At 42.9% G+C, this 17,454-nt stretch carries 10 protein-coding genes; 4 read left to right on the top strand and 6 right to left on the bottom strand.

Going from position 1 to position 17,454, the window contains the following annotated elements; all coding sequences use genetic code 11:
* Positions 1-148: 148 nt before the first annotated feature.
* On the bottom strand, positions 149-1,075 hold the full coding sequence (locus tag PSYCG_RS06150) for a bestrophin family protein (protein ID WP_020443427.1): 927 nt from the start codon (positions 1,073-1,075) through the stop codon (positions 149-151).
* A gap of 281 nt (positions 1,076-1,356) precedes the next feature.
* Here PSYCG_RS06150 and PSYCG_RS06145 point away from each other — a divergent pair, with 281 nt between their 5' ends.
* Positions 1,357-2,061, top strand: a complete 705-nt coding sequence (locus PSYCG_RS06145) for a hypothetical protein (RefSeq protein ID WP_020443426.1) — start codon at positions 1,357-1,359, stop codon at positions 2,059-2,061.
* 105 nt (positions 2,062-2,166) lie between these two features.
* Here the strand turns inward: PSYCG_RS06145 and PSYCG_RS06140 are convergent, their stop codons facing one another.
* Positions 2,167-3,717 (bottom strand): acetyl-CoA hydrolase/transferase family protein, encoded by a 1,551-nt coding sequence (locus PSYCG_RS06140; RefSeq protein ID WP_020443425.1) that lies wholly within the window; start codon positions 3,715-3,717, stop codon positions 2,167-2,169.
* 614 nt (positions 3,718-4,331) lie between these two features.
* On the opposite strand from PSYCG_RS06140, the gene PSYCG_RS06135 reads away from it, so the two are divergent.
* Positions 4,332-5,195, top strand: a complete 864-nt coding sequence (locus PSYCG_RS06135; RefSeq protein ID WP_020443424.1) for a universal stress protein — start codon at positions 4,332-4,334, stop codon at positions 5,193-5,195.
* Between the two features lie 156 nt (positions 5,196-5,351).
* On the opposite strand, the gene PSYCG_RS06130 is transcribed toward PSYCG_RS06135, so the two are convergent.
* From PSYCG_RS06130 to PSYCG_RS06120, 3 genes are all read right to left on the bottom strand, one after another.
* Complete coding sequence (locus tag PSYCG_RS06130; protein ID WP_020443423.1) at positions 5,352-10,751, bottom strand: YadA-like family protein; 5,400 nt, start codon at positions 10,749-10,751, stop codon at positions 5,352-5,354.
* A gap of 312 nt (positions 10,752-11,063) precedes the next feature.
* Complete coding sequence (locus tag PSYCG_RS06125) at positions 11,064-12,755, bottom strand: sensor histidine kinase (RefSeq protein WP_020443422.1); 1,692 nt, start codon at positions 12,753-12,755, stop codon at positions 11,064-11,066.
* The gene (locus tag PSYCG_RS06120) at positions 12,755-13,447 is read right to left on the bottom strand and encodes a response regulator transcription factor (protein WP_020443421.1); all 693 of its coding nucleotides are present in this window, start codon (positions 13,445-13,447) and stop codon (positions 12,755-12,757) included. The genes PSYCG_RS06125 and PSYCG_RS06120 overlap by 1 nt, the downstream gene beginning before the upstream one ends.
* Before the next feature lie 290 nt (positions 13,448-13,737).
* Here PSYCG_RS06120 and PSYCG_RS06115 point away from each other — a divergent pair, with 290 nt between their 5' ends.
* Positions 13,738-14,268, top strand: a complete 531-nt coding sequence (locus tag PSYCG_RS06115) for a Spy/CpxP family protein refolding chaperone (RefSeq protein ID WP_020443420.1) — start codon at positions 13,738-13,740, stop codon at positions 14,266-14,268.
* Positions 14,269-14,540: 272 nt separating this feature from the next.
* On the top strand, positions 14,541-16,478 hold the full coding sequence (gene ggt, locus PSYCG_RS06110; RefSeq protein WP_020443419.1) for a gamma-glutamyltransferase: 1,938 nt from the start codon (positions 14,541-14,543) through the stop codon (positions 16,476-16,478).
* 9 nt (positions 16,479-16,487) lie between these two features.
* Here the strand turns inward: ggt and PSYCG_RS06105 are convergent, their stop codons facing one another.
* Positions 16,488-17,291 (bottom strand): helix-turn-helix domain-containing protein, encoded by an 804-nt coding sequence (locus tag PSYCG_RS06105; RefSeq protein ID WP_020443418.1) that lies wholly within the window; start codon positions 17,289-17,291, stop codon positions 16,488-16,490.
* Positions 17,292-17,454: the final 163 nt, after the last annotated feature.

Here is a 17,454-nt window from a genome sequence, read left to right as displayed (position 1 = left end):
ATAAAAGCGATACACAAGGACCTAGTACGTAAAAAGGGATCTTACTGAGCTTTTTAAAAGGTATTTAAGGCTAATAAGCAATCAAAGTGACATACAAACATAGAAAGACCGCTTCAATCGAGCGGTCTTTTATTATCTTACCCATTATTTATGGTAAGTAGCCCTTTATAGGGCTGATATCAGCTGGCAAATCAATTTCACCCAAGGCCTCTAACAAGTTGATTTCAATCGTGCGCGATAAAGCCGTTAATGGTAGCTGATTGTCCGCCAAGCCAAATGGTAATTCTAACTCTTCACTTAGCGCATCAAGTCCAAAAAAGGTATAGGCAATCACGCTGCAGATTAAGGGTGTCACCCAGCCCAAAGAAGATACCAAACCAAACGGCAGCATAAAGCAATAAAGATAAGTGGTTCGATGTACAAGCAAAGTATAAGCAAATGGCAATGGCGTATTATGAATACGTTCACACGCTGCCAGTACCACCGTCATAGAGTTCAGACGCTCATCCATATTTTGTACCATCTGCTCTGATAGCAAATGCTGCTTCCGACAGTGTCCAAGATCCTTCCCCATCAAGCGCATCAGATAATCAGGCAGATTTTTTGCCTGCCGCATTTTGCTATGATATTTCGGATCAACAAAGCGCTCGATATCCTCCCAAGGCGAGGTGTTTCGCAGTCGATGACGCACCGCATGAGTAAAAGCAATACTCAGATGAATCAGACGGCGCTGAGTATCTCGCCCTATTGGATTGTCTTCGTCGATATAAGAGAGCGCTTGACGGCACAGGCTGCGCGCATCATAAACCAATTGTCCCCATAGCCCCCTTGCTTCCCACCAACGCTGATAGCTGGCATTATTACGAAAGCCCAAAAACAACGATAAGGCAATCCCAAGCAAGGTGAAAGGCGCAACGCTATAAGAAGAAAAAGAGCTTGGAAAGCCGTGCTGAATATTGGTAATAAGCGCACTGATAAGACCAATCAGCAAAATTTGAGGATATACTTTGGGAAGAATTGAGCCACGCAAGGTAAAGAATAGTTTGATGGCGCTTGGGTTTTGCTTGACGATCATATTGACTTCCTAACGCTGATACTTTTGCAGAGCGAAATGATAACAGACTCACCATAATGAGGTGCAAAAAGATGCTTATCATTGAACTGTGAATAAGTATTTATCGTAAAAATACACCACTATTTTTATCACCTTGTTGTGCAATAGATGTCTAACAAATCATTGGTTGTTATAGTGATGTAATGATAGCAAGGACAAAGGTAGATAGCAGATGCCATGGCACAAAAATTCGATTATAGTAGACATAGGTATGCTCATATAAACAAAATAAGGAATAAATGATGAAAAAATTAGGATTATGCGCCGCAGTGGCACTGAGCTTGAGCGCATGTGCTGGCGGGATAAACGGTGGCACCATTGGCAATAACAACCAAAATACTATCGTCACTCAATATCCTGTTGAAGCAGCGATGCTCAACATTTATACCAAAGCTCGTAGTCAAAGCTTGGTAGCGACCGTCGGCAATCAAACTGCTTCAGCTGATATTACAATTACCCCAAAAGGCAGTATGGTATTCAATAATAAACAAGTACAAGCTGCCGAAGTAAATACTATTAATAAAGTAAATAATCAAATCACTGACCAATCTGTTGCCATCAATTACTTTACGTTAAATCCATTAGTTTTCCATGGTTATACTGATAGCTCAGGCAAATACTCATTAGCGACCCAGAGCACGACGCTTCCTAAGCTGGCAACCGTTGGCTCCTCTAGTCAATTGATTGCAGAGGACGTATACGCCGATAGAAGTATGCGCAGAAAGATAGGTAGCTACAGACAAGGCTGGTCATTGACCAGAGACACCAACAACACTGCATGGTTTTGTGTCGACACCTCAGCCAATCTACTCGTCGCAAATGATCCCAATGGTGTCTCATCAGAATGCTATAAAATCAATGCGCGCGGTGATATCTTAGATAGCAAAGTGACGATTAGCCAACCGACAAACAACGGTACGAAAGCGATTGTATTTACCAGCCGCTAAATAATTCGTCACTAAATCACTTAACGTTGCACAAAAAAACGCCCCTTAAATTAAATAAGGGGCGTTTTTTTGGAATTTATTTATGCTGTTATAATATCTATTATATTAAACGGCAATTTTGTAAGCAGCTTTTTTGATACGCATATCACCCGTTTCAACATAACGCTGATGCCATGATAATGCTTCGTCTAAGATATGCGGCGTTTGCATACCAGCCGTATCTGAAGCACGATCAAAATAATCTTGTAGCATTGGGCGATAATCAGGATGGGCACAATTATCGATAATTGCTTTTGCACGTTGACGCGGCGATAGACCACGCAAATCTGCCAATCCTTGTTCGGTGACAATGACCATCACATCATGCTCAGTATGGTCGTGATGCGAGACCATCGGCGTGATACAAGAGATTGCGCCATCTTTTGCCACTGATGGCGATACAAAGAATGACGTATAAGCGTTACGAGCAAAGTCACCTGAGCCGCCCAAGCCATTCATCATATTGGTGCCCATGACGTGGGTTGAGTTGACGTTACCATACAGGTCACATTCAATCATGGCATTAATGGCCAATACACCTAAGCGACGCGCGACTTCAGGATGGTTGGTGATTTCTTGTGGACGCAATACAATACGCGCACGCAGCTCTTCGATATTGGCATTAAAACGCTCTAGCGCATCTGGGCTTAATGACAGTGCAGTGGCAGATGCCATGGTCATTTTGCCAGACATAATTAGGTCTAACATACCATCTTGCAATACTTCAGTGTAACCAGTTAAATTCTCAAACGGGCTGTTTTGTAGTCCTGCCAATACGGCATTGGCTACGTTACCTACACCAGACTGGATCGGTAATAAATTTTCTGGCATGCGACCTTTTTTGACTTCATCATGGAAGAAATCGATGATATGACTGGCTATTTTGTTTGAACATTCATCAGGATCAGCAAACTTGCTGTTGCGATCAGGCGAGTTCGTTAGGACAACGCCAACCACTTTATCCAAGTCACAATGTAGATACGGCACACCAATGCGTCCGCCTGGGGTCACAAGTGGAATCGGCTTGCGGTTTGGCGGCATACCGATATCATTATAGACATCGTGCATACCTTCTAACATCAAGCTTTGCTGCGCGTTCACTTCTAAGATGATTTTGTCGGCATTTTCTAACCAGGCATTGTTGTTACCGATAGAAGTCGATGGAATCAGGCGACCATCTGGCAAAATACCTGACACTTCAACGACCGCTATATGCATCTTGCCATAGAAACCAATGGTACTCTGCTGCGCCACATGCGATAAATGCATATCGAAATAATGCGCTTCACCTGTGTTGATTTGTTTACGTAAAGCAGGCTCTGATTGATATGGCGTGCGCCACTTGATGCCGTTCGCTTCTGCCAATACGCCATCACATTCGGTTGCGGTAGAGGCACCTGTCAATAAACCAATTTGAAAGTCTTCACCGCGAGCATGAGCCGCTTCCATGTGTTTGGCAAGCGCAGCGGGTATAGCTTTTGGGTAACCGGCACCGGTAAAGCCACTCATACCGACATTCATGTCGTTTTTGATGAACGCTGCTGCTTGATCAGCAGACATGATTTTTTTGCTTAGACCGTCGTGAAGCACGCGACCTTCATGATTTAATGATGTCATACCTTTTTTCCTAGTAACTTCCATATTAAAATCAAACCACTTCGCGATGAAGCGTTTGATACGAAACCAACAATAAAATGCATTGCTGCATATTAGCAACTTTCTCGCAAAAAACAAGTTGAATGACTTAAATTTACCTGTAGAGATTTTATCTGTCTCCTATAAACTAACATTAGTTCGTTTTTAATATCGTTTATATAACGTTCTTTTCCTTTTTAAATTGCAGTCATATCTATTTTTCTTTATCACAAATAGATATGCTTATTGTAAGGTATGATGGTTAATAATCCTTATTATTTATTTTTCTCAGATAGGTATCAACGCATTTAAAAACTATACTTTGAAATATAGAATGGGATATTTTTGATTAATAGAAAAATATTAACGATAATATTTCTTGTTTTTTGTCTATAGACCCAAAAAAATTATAGTAAGATTATCAGTGTCATATTTTTAAAAGGACTCCACGCATGCTATATTTCAGAAACTGGCAAAATTTTTTAACTAAAGGCTATACTGATAAAAACTGGTGCTAAATTTGATATGAAAGCAGTTCATTATTAGCTGATTAACATAAAGTTGGTAGCGAAAAAATAAGCATTTAAGGATGAATGATGACAACTCAACAGCACGTTTTGGCTTGTATTGACGGCTCAGCAGTGACAGAGTCTGTTTGTGACTATGCAGCATGGTATGCAAGGCGACTCAATATTTCGGTAGGACTGTTGCATGTCAGCGATGTAGCAGCGTCTATTAGAAGAGACTTGTCTGGGGCGATTGGCATCAATAGCCGTCAATTCTTGCTAGATGAATTGTCTCAGCTTGACGAGCAAAGAGCCAAGGTAGTCAATAGCTATAGTAACGCCTTGGTGCAAGATTCCAAAAGCCATATCAAAAATCAGTTTGATGACGTAGATGTCCATGTTTATCAGCGCCGTGGCAAGCTACTGCCTGCTATTGAGCATTTTACAGCGCATAATCGTGCCATCGTTATGGGACGCCGCGGTGAAGACCATAAACATAGTCGCATCAACATCGGCAGCCAAATCGAGACAGTTGCACGAGCGTCAAGCATACCGGTACTCATTTGCTCAGAGAAATTCAAAGAACCTCACTCATACATGGTAGCCTTTGACGCTAGTAAAACAGCGATTAAAGCCATAACTATGCTGTCAGAGAGCAAATTATTAAAAGGCATGCAAGGTCATATCGTGATGATCGGTAACGATAATGAAACCGCCAAACGAAGCCTTGCTGATGCCCGCGAGCAGATGGCAGCAGCAGGATTTTCAGTAGAGACTCATCAGCTCCAAAAGCTTGACGCGGTCAATGGATTGTTAGCTTTTCAAATGGAGCATGCAATCGATATTATTGTGGTGGGTGCTTATGGCAGCTCAAAATTACAGCATCTGTTTCTTGGCAGCATTACGACAGAGATTATAGCCAGTACGCTGTCACCAGTTATTTTGGTGCGCTAATAGGTAACGAGCGTGATTATATTTTTAATCTGTTCTGTCGGTTTTTATATGTTGAGAAATATTCATTAAAAAAGCAAGGCATCTAATGCCTTGCTTCTTTTATCTAACTAATGATTATGATTGTCATTTCGCTTAGATGTTCAGTCAAATAGGTGTTTAGTCAAAATGGAAACCTGCACCTATGGCTGCACCTACGTTGCCTTGAGTATCTGCAGTACCATTTAGCTTCATGACCCAACGTCCATCGGCGGACAGTTTCGAAAAGCCGATAGCAACGGCACTCTCACCGTTATACGTTGCGATACCACCACCTATCATAGACTTACCGATGATGTAAGCTTGAGGCAATGAAGACATCGCCATGGCTGCTGAGATACCAGCGTTGGCGTCGTCCTCAACCTCGCCAATTCTATAACCCAGCTCATTGATGCTGTTGCCTAGGTTTCTATTGACTGCATCCAATTGACCGAAGTTCACAGCGTCTCTAGGTTGCATGCCGTCCGCAACATTGGTTATCTTAGTGCCAGCAGCATTAATACCGGCTGCTGTCATACTAGGAGCAGTTTCACCATTACCTGCATATATACCGGCTTTAGTGATACTAGGACCACCTGCAATAACGACTCCGTTTGTGCTGACGGTTGTATCACCAGTCGTCACGCTGTCAACATTGATGTTGCCGTTTAAGTCAAACTTAATGCTACTGCCTGCTGATGTCGTGGTGATATTATTGCCACCTTTAAACGTAAGTGGAGCAGAACCTGCTTTTTTGTTGATAACAGGACCACTATCTGCATCGAAGTTGAGTCCAGCGCCCATCTCAGCTATCACAGCTGTCTGTGTATTGATGCTAGATAAAACTTCAAATAACTGTCCACCATTGACGGCATCCTTACTCGCTACCTCAATGAAACCATTAGCGACGTTGGTAATCTTGTTACCACCAGCATCAACACTAGTTTTAGTAAGTTTAGGACCGCCTACGATAGTTAGACCACTGCTATTCATCGTGGCATCACCCGTTTGCACACTATCTACGGCGATATCCCTACTTAAATTAAAGGTAACATTATTACTCTCTGCTGTTTTAGAGACGGTTATATTGTTATCTGTGTTGTTTAAGTCAACTGTATCGCTTGGTTTCACTGTACTTATAGTGCTCTCATTGCTTTGAGCACTGAGGTTCCAGCCTTTGTTGGCATCAGCTGCACTTTGTTTGACTTCGTTTAACTGTCCAACATTCACAGCGTCAGTAGTTGCTTCACCTCGTGCAACATTGGTAATAACATTACCGCCGTTGTTAAGACCAGTGCTTGTTAAGCTGACAGTTTTAGCTGGAACAATATTAGTGATAGTGAAACCTGTACTGTTTAATTTTACTCCACTATTAATGAAACTAACACCGCCATTATCCATCACAGTATTACCAGTAGTAACGGATGTTACATCTAAAGCATCAGCCATCTGAATCTCTAACTGACCGTTGTTTTCTACCGTTCGAATATTTTTTGCAGATGCTGTTTTAAGAGGATTTAAACTGCCTACGATTTTAAGTTGCGTACCAAGATCCTTATGGATGTTGATATTATCATTACCAGCGAAGTTTAGACCTTTAGTTACAATAGTAGAGTTTTGACCATTAAGCTGATCAACATTCACTGCATCAGTACCAGCAGCACCTGCTACAACATTGTGAACCTGGTTACCACCCATGCTGACGTTGGTGCCCAGAGCCACACTGACTTTATCGTCCTCGACAACAAAACGACCAGCATTAACATTAAGGGCTTTGCTGCTAATCGTACCTCTGTTAATAAAGGTTTGATTACTTGGGTCAGAACCCACAGTAACTGTGTCAAGATCCGTTAGGTTCTTAGCCATCAAGACGTTCAGTTTGCCATTGAGGCTGTCAACACGTAGGTTTGCACCCGATGCATCAGCAGCATTCGCCAGCTTACCTTCGATGCTCAACGTTTCGTTCAACTTCTTATTAATGGTAGTGCCAGTGTTACCCGCAAACTTCAGGCCGTCTTCCATCGTGGCAACTTGGATATCGTCGATAACGATACGTGTGATACCATCACCACCATTAACACCTGGTACGCCGTTAATGACACCAATGGTACCTGATACACCAGTAGGACCCGTTAGACCGATTGTGCCGTTCGAACCATTGATAGCAACACCGGATACACCATCTTTACCATTAACGCCGATAAAGCCGTCTTTGCCATCGATACCTGAAGTACCAACATTAATGTCATCACTCAATGCAACAATAAGGTCATTACCTACATTGGTAACGCTAATATTCTTATTGTCACCGTTGATAGTGACTACATCGTCTGGTTTAACATTGCTCTTTGCACCATCACCAGAGTCGGTCCGTATGAACCATCCTTTGTTGGCCGTGTCGTTGACTTCTTCAATGGACTGATTGGTTGCATACAACTGGCTACCATTGATAGCATCAGTGCTGTTCTCGTTGACAGCACCTGCAGCGACATTGATAATCTGACGTTCCCCGTTAACGAAACCAACGCTCACCACACCTTTGGCAGCAGAACCTTGACCTGCATAAGTGTAATATCTTGTATTAATAATAACCCCAGTCTCAGTCGTAGCAGCACGATCAGTAGATAAGTTACCTAACACAACACTGTTGTTTTGCGTTGTCGAAACATTATTACCGAGAACAAACGAATTATCATTTTCAACAGTATTATCATTACCAACTGAATAGCTACTGTTGCCAGAAACACTGTCAATGTCATCTGGTGGAAGCTGACTACCAAAGGCTCCAGATCGTGTACCACTGACCTTATTGCGGACACCCACAGCGATTGAGTTAGCGCCGTTCACTGTATTTCCTTTACCTATCGCTATTGACTCTTTACCACCTACTATACTTCGATCACCTAGAGCAACAGAACTGAGGCCATTTGCTTCTGAAACAAAGCCCATAGCCGTTGACCATTGTTTAGTTGCTTTAGAACCAACACCAACTGCGGTGCTTTGTATTCCAGTAGCGCGCGTACGTGAACCGATAGCAGTACCTGTAAGAGTAGTAGCTTGCGCACCTTCACCTATAGCCACTGAACGCTCACCTAAGGCTTTTGCATTTACGCCAATCGCTGTTGCATTTTTATTAGTAGCTTCAGCATTAAAGCCAACAGCTGATGCATTTTCACCTACAGCTTCAGAGAAACCACCTAAAGCCATGGCACCAGCACCGTCTGCTTTAGAGCGACGACCTAGCGCTACACTATCTTCGCCTCTAGCGTTTGCAGTAGGACCAACAGCTGTGGCACCTAAACCTTCCGCACTACTCCTGACACCTAGAGCAACTGATTCGCCACTTTTAGCTTTAGCTTCAAAACCTGATGCCAAACTGCTACGGGCTGTTGCTTCTGCACCTGCACCAAAGGCACTAGCCTGAATACCAATAGCCTTAGCATTCTCTCCAACAGCAGTTGAGCGGTCACCATTTGCTATAGCATTAGAGCCAACAGCAAGAGCATCAGTACCTGTTACTGACGTGGTGTATGGTTTTGCATTGCTAGAGCGGATAGGGAAATCAATGCCAGCAACGATAGTATCTAACGCTCTTAGCTGAGATACATTGACCGCATCACTATCATCTCTACCAGCTGCGACATTAACTATCTGACGGTTGCCGTCAACATTATTGCCTACAGAGACAGCACCAAGTACAGTACTTCTAGTAGATTCAATAGCTAATCCACTTGCTGATGTTGGGACAAACACTGTACCTAAGCCAGTAGCAGTACGGTTAGCTACTGATTTAAATCCTAAAGCCACGCCATTATCAACATTAACTATAGAGCCATTACCTATAGCAGTTCCTTTAATAACAGTAGGAGTAGCAGACATTATGGTGCCTCCTGCATCAGCGTTATCACCGTATGCTGCACCACCATTCCCTGCACGTGATCCTACACCAATAGCTTGTGACCCTGTAGCTAGCGAATTTTTCCCAATCGCAATAGCATTTTCACCACTAGCCTCAGCTCTATCACCGACAGCAATAGTACCTGTTGCTGAGGCGATAGATTGAACACCAATACCAATAGCATTAATTCCAGCAGAGACAGACCCACGTCCAAGCGCCATGCTACTACTGCCTTGAGCTAAAGAGTTGTTACCTACTGATATACTAGAATTACCCGTGCTTGCTTTGCCAGCAGAATTTCCTATCGCTATTGCATAGCTGGCATTAACGTCAGCACCAGCTTCATTACCGATCGCAACATTTCTCATTCCAATGACATTTTTACCAGCTTCAGTGCCCAATGCTACATTACGGTCACCTCTGACATTTGCACCAGCAAAATTACCAATCGCTGTGTTATAGTCGCCAGTGACAATAACGCCTGTATTCGGACCCATAGCAATGTTAGCGCTGCCTCGCACATTATTGCCTGAAAACGACCCGATAGCCGTATTTGCATTACCATCAACAACACGACCTGATCGCTCACCCAATGCCGAGTTGTAATTACCTGCTATGTCTCTACCAGCATCAGCGCCTATTGCAACGTTTTGTCCTGTAATAACAGGAAAGGGATTTATAGCAGATGTAGTTATAGATGTTATATTTGAGCCTGCACCTCTACCTATACCTACGTTACCCGATGATAGTACATTCTGACCTGATGCATTACCTACAGATACGCCTTCTCGAGTACCAACAGTTGAACCAGTTCCAGAACCTGTACCGATGGTGACCGTAGTCTGTCCAACTGCAGAAGCATTCTTACCAACTGCAATTGCGTCTACACCTTGAGCACCTAGATTATCTTCATTCGTTCCACCTGTTGATTTGACACTGAAATACTTTATCCTATTGGCTGAAACCACCCTATTAACATCACCAATATTTGCAGCATTGGTTTCAACTGCGCCCCCACTAAAAACGTTCGTGATTTGATTACCACCGTTGTTAAGACCGGTGCTTGTTAAAGTGACTGTTTTAGTTGGATCGATATTAGTGATCTTGATACCCGAGTTATCCACTAAGGTATTACCCATGGTGACACTACCAGCATTGGTTAAGTTCAGAGCATTATTCAAGGCGATTTTAATTTTTCCACCTTCTTCTAAGGTCGTAATATTACTGTTAGAGCCAACTACTTCAATAACTTCGCCTAGATCCTTTCTAACCTCTCCGCCATCTGCAGCTTTCAAACCAAACTGTAGTGGTATACCTGGAATACTTCCAGGACCATGTCCATTATTAGTGCCTGAATGAAAGTGAAGACCAAGCCCTCCATGCTCATGACTATAGTCACCGTCTGTATGATTTTCAAGTCCTTGATTAGCACTCGCTTGTATACAAAAACCAGCTGCCATTAGACCCAGCCCGATAGCCGTGAGTTTGAAAGCACTGGTAGATGAAAGATTGTCTGTCGTGTTGATGGTAGCGTTTGCACTCACGCTAGATTTGGAAGATTTGCCACGTGCCTTTGCGTATTCACCAACTGCAGTGAAACAGTTTAAGGCTTCATTCCATATTACCTTATAGATGCGGTTCATGATGTATACTCCCTTATAGATTTGTCTGATTTAAAAAATCGAAGTTAAAATCCATTTTGTAGAGAGTTGATGTAACAAAAGAAAACAGTTATGAGGCAATAGGATTAGAAGTTAGGGTTAAAAAATTACTTAGATGATTATTTGAGACATAAAGCGTCTTATTTTGTAAATCATTATAACTCTCTGTATATTATTATTAACGAATATACAGAGAGTCTCAATACCACACATCGGTAATTTACTACCGTCCATCAGTTATATTCTTATTAGTGAATATATGTTGATGAAATACGTTCTCATTTGAGGTTGTTTCTATTTAATAGGTAATATTACTTTTATTACAAGCCCTAATATGCCATCTTGGCGATTATGGACAGTGATCTGACCTCTATGTGCCATCACTACGGCATGAACGATTGCCAACCCCAGTCCATAACCGCCCGTTTCGCGATGGCGCGCCGTATCAAGCCTAACAAAAGCCTGAAAAATACGCTCCAGATCCTTTTCTGCAACACCGCCGCCCTCGTCAGTGATGCTTATTTCAATAGCTGCTGTTTTATTATTCATCTTCACTGCTTGTATCTCAGCCATCACTGCCGAATCAAAAGCAGTGTGCATAAAGGCATTACGGATGATGTTTTCAAGGGCACTATGCAACTGTTCTTGATTGCCCATTACTGTGCAAGAATCTGGCAATAAAGACGGATTCGCATGCCATTGCCAATATATATTTTTATGCTGAAACTCAAAACAGACATCTTGACCAATCTCATTAATAATTTCACAGATGTCTACTGCCTCATTTTCTAGAGTGTCGATGGTGTATTGCTGCATTTGCAACGATTGAATACGGATAATTTGCTCAATCAGCTCATTCATCCGCGTTGACTCTTTATCGATACGGTCAAGATAACGACTCGCATTGGGCGCAAAATCTCGTGTCAGCTCAGTCGCTACATCGAGACGGGCCAGCGGCGAGCGCAGCTCATGCGAGATATCACTTAACATCTGCTTGCGTGCCAGCTCACTGTCAGCGAGCCGCGTTGATAGTAAAGCGACATCTTTTGCTAATAACCCCAATTCGTCAGAACCCAGACTTGATAACTGCGGATTGACTTCATAGTTGCCATCTATCATCCGGTGTACGGTATCCTGCACACGCCCAATACGCCGAGTCAACGTACGACTGAGCCAAAAGCACACCAACACGCTAAAGAGTATAATCAACAAAAGCCGCAGCATAAAATTGCCCCGCTGTAGCTCTAACACATCTTTAAATAACAGGTGTGGACGCAGCTGTACGATAACGCTGTCATTATTTGGCATAACCACCGTAACCTCAGCCATCTCAGGTCGGCTATCAATGTCAGCAATGGCTTTATGAGGCGGTACCGGTTTTAAAATATCATCAAGGCTAAAAGGTTTATCATTTGGGCGCTCGCTTTTGACGCCATCCTTATCAAAGGAATACACCCTATAAGGGTTCTTATCGACACGCTCTTTATCACTAAGTTCACTGTAATCAGATGCTTTATTGTCAACACTGCTACTCACAGAATTTTGAGGATTAGACAACACAGATGATTGCTCACCTTTTATCTGCAAGTCTATTGCTTTTATACTTGCCACGTCACGTGCTTGACGCCGCTTGACTCGATTTTCTCGAAACCGATATCTTGGAAATATAATAGCGCCCTGCTCATCGTATATCCTGATTTGGCTCATGAGTCTTCGATCTTCATTATAAATCTGCTTTACAGCAGATAAATCACCCGCCTTCAAGGATATGACCAGCCGCTCACGCTGAATAAGCAGCTTATCAATTTGAGAATCCATACGAGTAGCAAGCTCTCGCTCATTAAGCCAGCGCTCTACTGCTATAGACAAGATAGAAGTGATCAGAATCATAGATAGCAAACTCAAAAACAGTCGCCAAAATAGCGACACAGGTATGCTCAGCTTCGGTTTGTTTATCGTTGTAGGATTTTGGGCAGCTTCTGTCATTAGAGTACCAACTGATAGCCTTTACCACGAATTGCCTTGATTGGCTCGTCATGGAAAGGTTGAAGTTTTTTACGCAGGCGCGAGACATGGACATCAAGGCTACGGTCAAAAGGCTGTAATTCTCGCTGCAAGACATGCTGTGATAGCCACGATTTACTGACTACCTCGCCTTTTTGTCGTAATAAAGCCAGCAATAAATCAAACTCTGTACCTGTTAATTGCAGCTCAACGCCATCTATCTGGCAAAGCCTTTGCTGTTGGTCAAGATATAAGCGACTACTCGGCAGCGGTAATTGCTCGGTAAAACTGACCGCAATACTGGTGCGCTTAATCACCGCATTGATGCGTGCCAGCAGCTCACGCGGATTACAAGGCTTGGTAATATAGTCATCAGCGCCAAGCTCAAGCCCGATGATACGGTCTATCTCTTCCCCTTTTGCGGTAAGCATAATGACAGGGATATCACTAATAGCAGGCAGCTGACGTAACACACTGAGCCCGTCTATTTTTGGCATCATGATATCGAGCACCAACAAATCATAAGGCGAATTATCTTGCATCGTCGTTTTTAGGCGCTCTATGACCGCTTCGCCATCATGCACGCAGTCACAACGAACACCGTGATTATGCAGATACTCTTGCAGTAATTGAGTCAACTCTTCGTCATCGTCACCCAATAAAATATTTGACATCGTTATCACCTTATTATTGTACCTCTCAATCATTTTATGGCTCATATTATCAAGCAAGCGCTACCTATGCGCTATAAACGTTACCTTTCTTAATGTTTCATAAATGTTCGTAACCTCTGGCTGTCGTATGATAGCGGTTATCAAAAACAAGTTGATGCTAATTTACAATGTCGAGCAATGATTAATATTAGTGATTTATAGTAGTGATCCATAGTGACTATCCGGGACGCTCGATCAAGACTAGAATTATCAGATATACCCTCACTTTTACAAAAATTAAGGTAACTCTTATGCAAATGATGCAAATGATGCAAATGAAAAAATTATTGATGGGTTCAGTATTAGCAATGTCCAGTGTGTTGACCGTGACTGCATGCAGCAGTGTCAATGCCGCTACTGAGGTGACGCCAACCACGAGCAAAATGCAGCATAAAGGCATGAAAGACGGCATGAGAGGTCCAATGGCACAGCTAAATCTAACAGCGACGCAGCAGGCACAAATCAAAGCCATCATGCAAGAAAAACAGGGCGATCGCAAAAATGACCGTGCAAAACATCAAGCAGAACGTATGCAAATGCAGCAGCAGATGCAGGCATTGACGAACGCTAATACCTTGGATAACGCTGCCATCAATCGTCTTGCAGACCAGCAAGCAGCTAAAAGCAAGCAGCGCTTTATTGAACGCGTTCAAACCCAACATGCCATTTCGCAAGTACTCACAGCTGAGCAGCGTGCAAAAATGGCACAGTTAAAATCAGAAAGAACAACCAAAGGTCATCATGGTTCAAAACAGCGTAAGATGCATAACCAAGCGCAGTAAGATATAAGCTATACAATTAAAAAGCATTAGTTAGATAAAGTAAGAACATTTAAAGAAGCGTATCGGCTTACCGATGCGCTTCTTTTCCTCTGTATTTTACATTTCCTAAATTCAATTGCCTCATAACCGTTTTCTTATCTGAAAACGAAAGATTTCAAAGTCCTTTCTACTACTAGCAATATTCGTTACTATTTAACCTTATCAGTTAATCTTATTGATTAATCCTGTATTTTTAGCCCAATTTCTTTCATCCTCGTAAAAAGGACTTTGCGATGTCAGCTCCATATTCTTATTCTCATCAGACACAAGCGCCCACTTATAAGACTTTAAAATCTGCAACGTTAATTATTGGCAGCACGCTATTACTCTCTGTATCTGCCCATGCGGTAGACACAAATACTGCTGTCACCCCAAAAACCATCAATCCAACCTCGATTAATACCAGTGCGATTAATCTAACGGTTATGAAAGAAAATCCCACGGTATTGTCTGAGACGCAGCGCGTGACACGAGCGAAAAGTAACATGCTCACGCCTAAGGCCACGCAAGCCAAAACCGATCAAGCCATCTATTCTGTGGACGCTATCCACCATCCTGTTTGGGCAAAAAACGGCATGGTTGCTACCCAAGAAGCACTGGCTTCTGATATCGGCTTAAAGATTTTGAAAGATGGTGGCAATGCCGTTGATGCTGCTGTAGCTGTTGGCTTTGCGTTAGCTGTGACATTACCGCGAGCCGGTAATATCGGCGGTGGCGGATTTATGATGGTATATGACGCCAAACAAGGTAAAACAGTCGCACTCGATTATCGTGAAAAAGCCCCTAGTAGCGCCTCGCGTGATATGTATCTCGATAAGGAGGGCAATGCCGTCAGTGATTTATCTCGTTATCATGGCTTAGCAGTTGGTGTGCCGGGTACGGTCGCAGGCTTACTCAAAGCGTTAGAGGATCATGGCACCATGAGCCGCGGGCAAGTGCTGGCACCAGCGATTGCGCTGGCTGAAAACGGTATCGAAGTCACTGCTGGATTATCAGAGTCCCTAGAAGCGTTAAGCGATCGCTTACAAAAATGGCCAAGTACCAAAAAGATATTCTTTAAAGCCGATGGCAGCACTTATCAACCGGGTGAGCGTTTAAAACAGCCGGAGCTGGCAAAGTCCCTTAAACTGATTGCGGCAAAAGGTAGTGATGGTTTTTATAAAGGAGAAACCGCCCGTAAATTGGTTAAAGCGGTCAATGAAGCAGGCGGTAAAATGAGCTTGCAGGACTTGGCAAATTATCAAGCTATTGCCCGTACGCCGGTCAAAGGCGATTATCGTGGTTATGAGATTGTCTCAATGCCACCACCGTCTTCTGGTGGTATTCATATCGTGCAGATTTTAAATATCTTAGAAGGTTATCCGCTAAAAGACTATGGTCAAAACAGCGCGCAAACCATTCATTTAATGGCTGAGGCAATGCAGCTTGCTTATGCCGATCGTTCTGAGTATTTGGGTGATTCGGATTTTATCGACGTGCCTGCCAGTGGTTTAACTGCCCAGCCTTATGCTGATAAGCTGCGCGCTTTAATCAACCCAAATAAAGCCACGCCAGCAGCAACCATTAAAGCAAATAACCCTTTACCGTACGAGAGTGATCAAACCACGCATTTTTCTATTGTCGATAAAGATGGCAATGCAGTAGCCAATACGTATACGCTGAACTTTTCTTATGGGACGGGGCTTATTGCTGAAGGTACGGGGATACTGCTCAATAACGAGATGGATGATTTTTCTGCTAAGCCCGGTGTGCCAAATGGTTACGGCTTAATCGGCGGCGACGCCAATGCGGTTGAAGCCAATAAACGCCCGTTATCTTCTATGAGTCCAACAATCGTATTTAAAGACAGCAAACCTTATATCGTCACAGGCAGTCCGGGTGGTAGCCGCATTATTACTACCGTCACGCAGGTGATCTCAAATGTCATTGACCATGATATGAATATCGCTGAAGCGACGCATGCGCCACGTATTCATGACCAATGGCTACCGGATGAGATTCGTATCGAAAAAGCACTAAATATCGATACTATTAAGAAACTGGAGTCCATGGGACATAAGGTCAGTCAGCAGTCAGCTATGGGATCAACACAGTCTATTATGGTTACTCCAAATGGCATATATGGCTCTTCGGATCCACGTATTGTCGATGCTGCGGTGGTTGGATATTAATTTAATTTTTTATGATAAATGCGTTTGGCGAAATTGGCTGGGCGACAAGCCTGTAAACTGTTTGAACTGGCGGCTAAAGGCGCTATGATCACTATAGCCGCAGTTCAATGATATTTGAGTGACTGACATCTCAGGCATGGCTAATAGCTTAACCGCATATTCTAGTCTCAGCTTTTGAACAAACTGTAAGGGCGACATATTTAGCACTGCTTTAAAGGTACGCTCCAACTGCGATAAGCTCAAATGTGCCAGCTCTGCCAATTCTACTATATTGATTTTCTGATCCAGATTACCGCGTACGAACTGTGCTACGTCAGCCAGTCGCGCGTGCTTACGTAAAATGCGTTCGTTATCTTCATCAATATCGACGGATATCCCAACCATTGCGACTACTTGTTGACTGCTATTATAGATAGGCAGTTTATTAGTAATACACCAACCTAACTGACCAGATGCATAACTGTGTAGCTCTAAATTATCAACGATTGACTTCCCATCTCGCAACACTTTCATATCCTGCAAGATATAATCCTTACTCTGCTGATGAGAAAACACCTGCTCAGTGGTAAATCCCACAATGTCACTATGCTGACTTAACTTACAACGCTTTAACAATGTTTTGTTTGCCAGCTGATAGCGTGCCTGCTCATCTTTCACAAAAAACACCACATTCTTTAAAGTATCAAGTAGAGGTAGTAATAATGAGACATTACCAATAAATGCCTCACTACTTTCTGAATAATAAGTAGCCATGCTCTGCCGCAACGAAGCAGTAAAGCCGACAAGCCCCGTCTCTTCTATTACATCCATCATTTTACGTCATCCCTGTCATCTCAATCCCAGTCATTCACAAGTAATAATATTTGCTTATCTCTCGCTAAAGGCAGTAAGTCTCTGTCAAAACACTACTTAATCGCAAGCTATCTCACGATGGATTTTTCTCATTAAACACCATCATTACAACCTCTAGTGTACA

The sequence above is a fragment of the Psychrobacter sp. G genome (genome assembly GCF_000418305.1).
GTDB classification, from domain to species: domain Bacteria; phylum Pseudomonadota; class Gammaproteobacteria; order Pseudomonadales; family Moraxellaceae; genus Psychrobacter; species Psychrobacter cryohalolentis.
This window is presented reverse-complemented; position numbering and strand designations above follow the sequence as displayed.

Excerpts from the sequence above, each read along its gene's own strand:
- PSYCG_RS06150 (WP_020443427.1), bottom strand. The coding sequence starts at position 1,075 with ATGATCGTCAAGCAAAACCCAAGCGCCATCAAACTATTCTTTACCTTG.
- PSYCG_RS06145 (WP_020443426.1), top strand. The coding sequence starts at position 1,357 with ATGAAAAAATTAGGATTATGCGCCGCAGTGGCACTGAGCTTGAGCGCA.
- PSYCG_RS06140 (WP_020443425.1), bottom strand. The coding sequence starts at position 3,717 with ATGACATCATTAAATCATGAAGGTCGCGTGCTTCACGACGGTCTAAGC.
- PSYCG_RS06135 (WP_020443424.1), top strand. The coding sequence starts at position 4,332 with ATGACAACTCAACAGCACGTTTTGGCTTGTATTGACGGCTCAGCAGTG.
- PSYCG_RS06130 (WP_020443423.1), bottom strand. The coding sequence starts at position 10,751 with ATGAACCGCATCTATAAGGTAATATGGAATGAAGCCTTAAACTGTTTC.
- PSYCG_RS06125 (WP_020443422.1), bottom strand. The coding sequence starts at position 12,755 with ATGACAGAAGCTGCCCAAAATCCTACAACGATAAACAAACCGAAGCTG.
- PSYCG_RS06120 (WP_020443421.1), bottom strand. The coding sequence starts at position 13,447 with ATGTCAAATATTTTATTGGGTGACGATGACGAAGAGTTGACTCAATTA.
- PSYCG_RS06115 (WP_020443420.1), top strand. The coding sequence starts at position 13,738 with ATGCAAATGATGCAAATGATGCAAATGAAAAAATTATTGATGGGTTCA.
- ggt (WP_020443419.1), top strand. The coding sequence starts at position 14,541 with ATGTCAGCTCCATATTCTTATTCTCATCAGACACAAGCGCCCACTTAT.
- PSYCG_RS06105 (WP_020443418.1), bottom strand. The coding sequence starts at position 17,291 with ATGATGGATGTAATAGAAGAGACGGGGCTTGTCGGCTTTACTGCTTCG.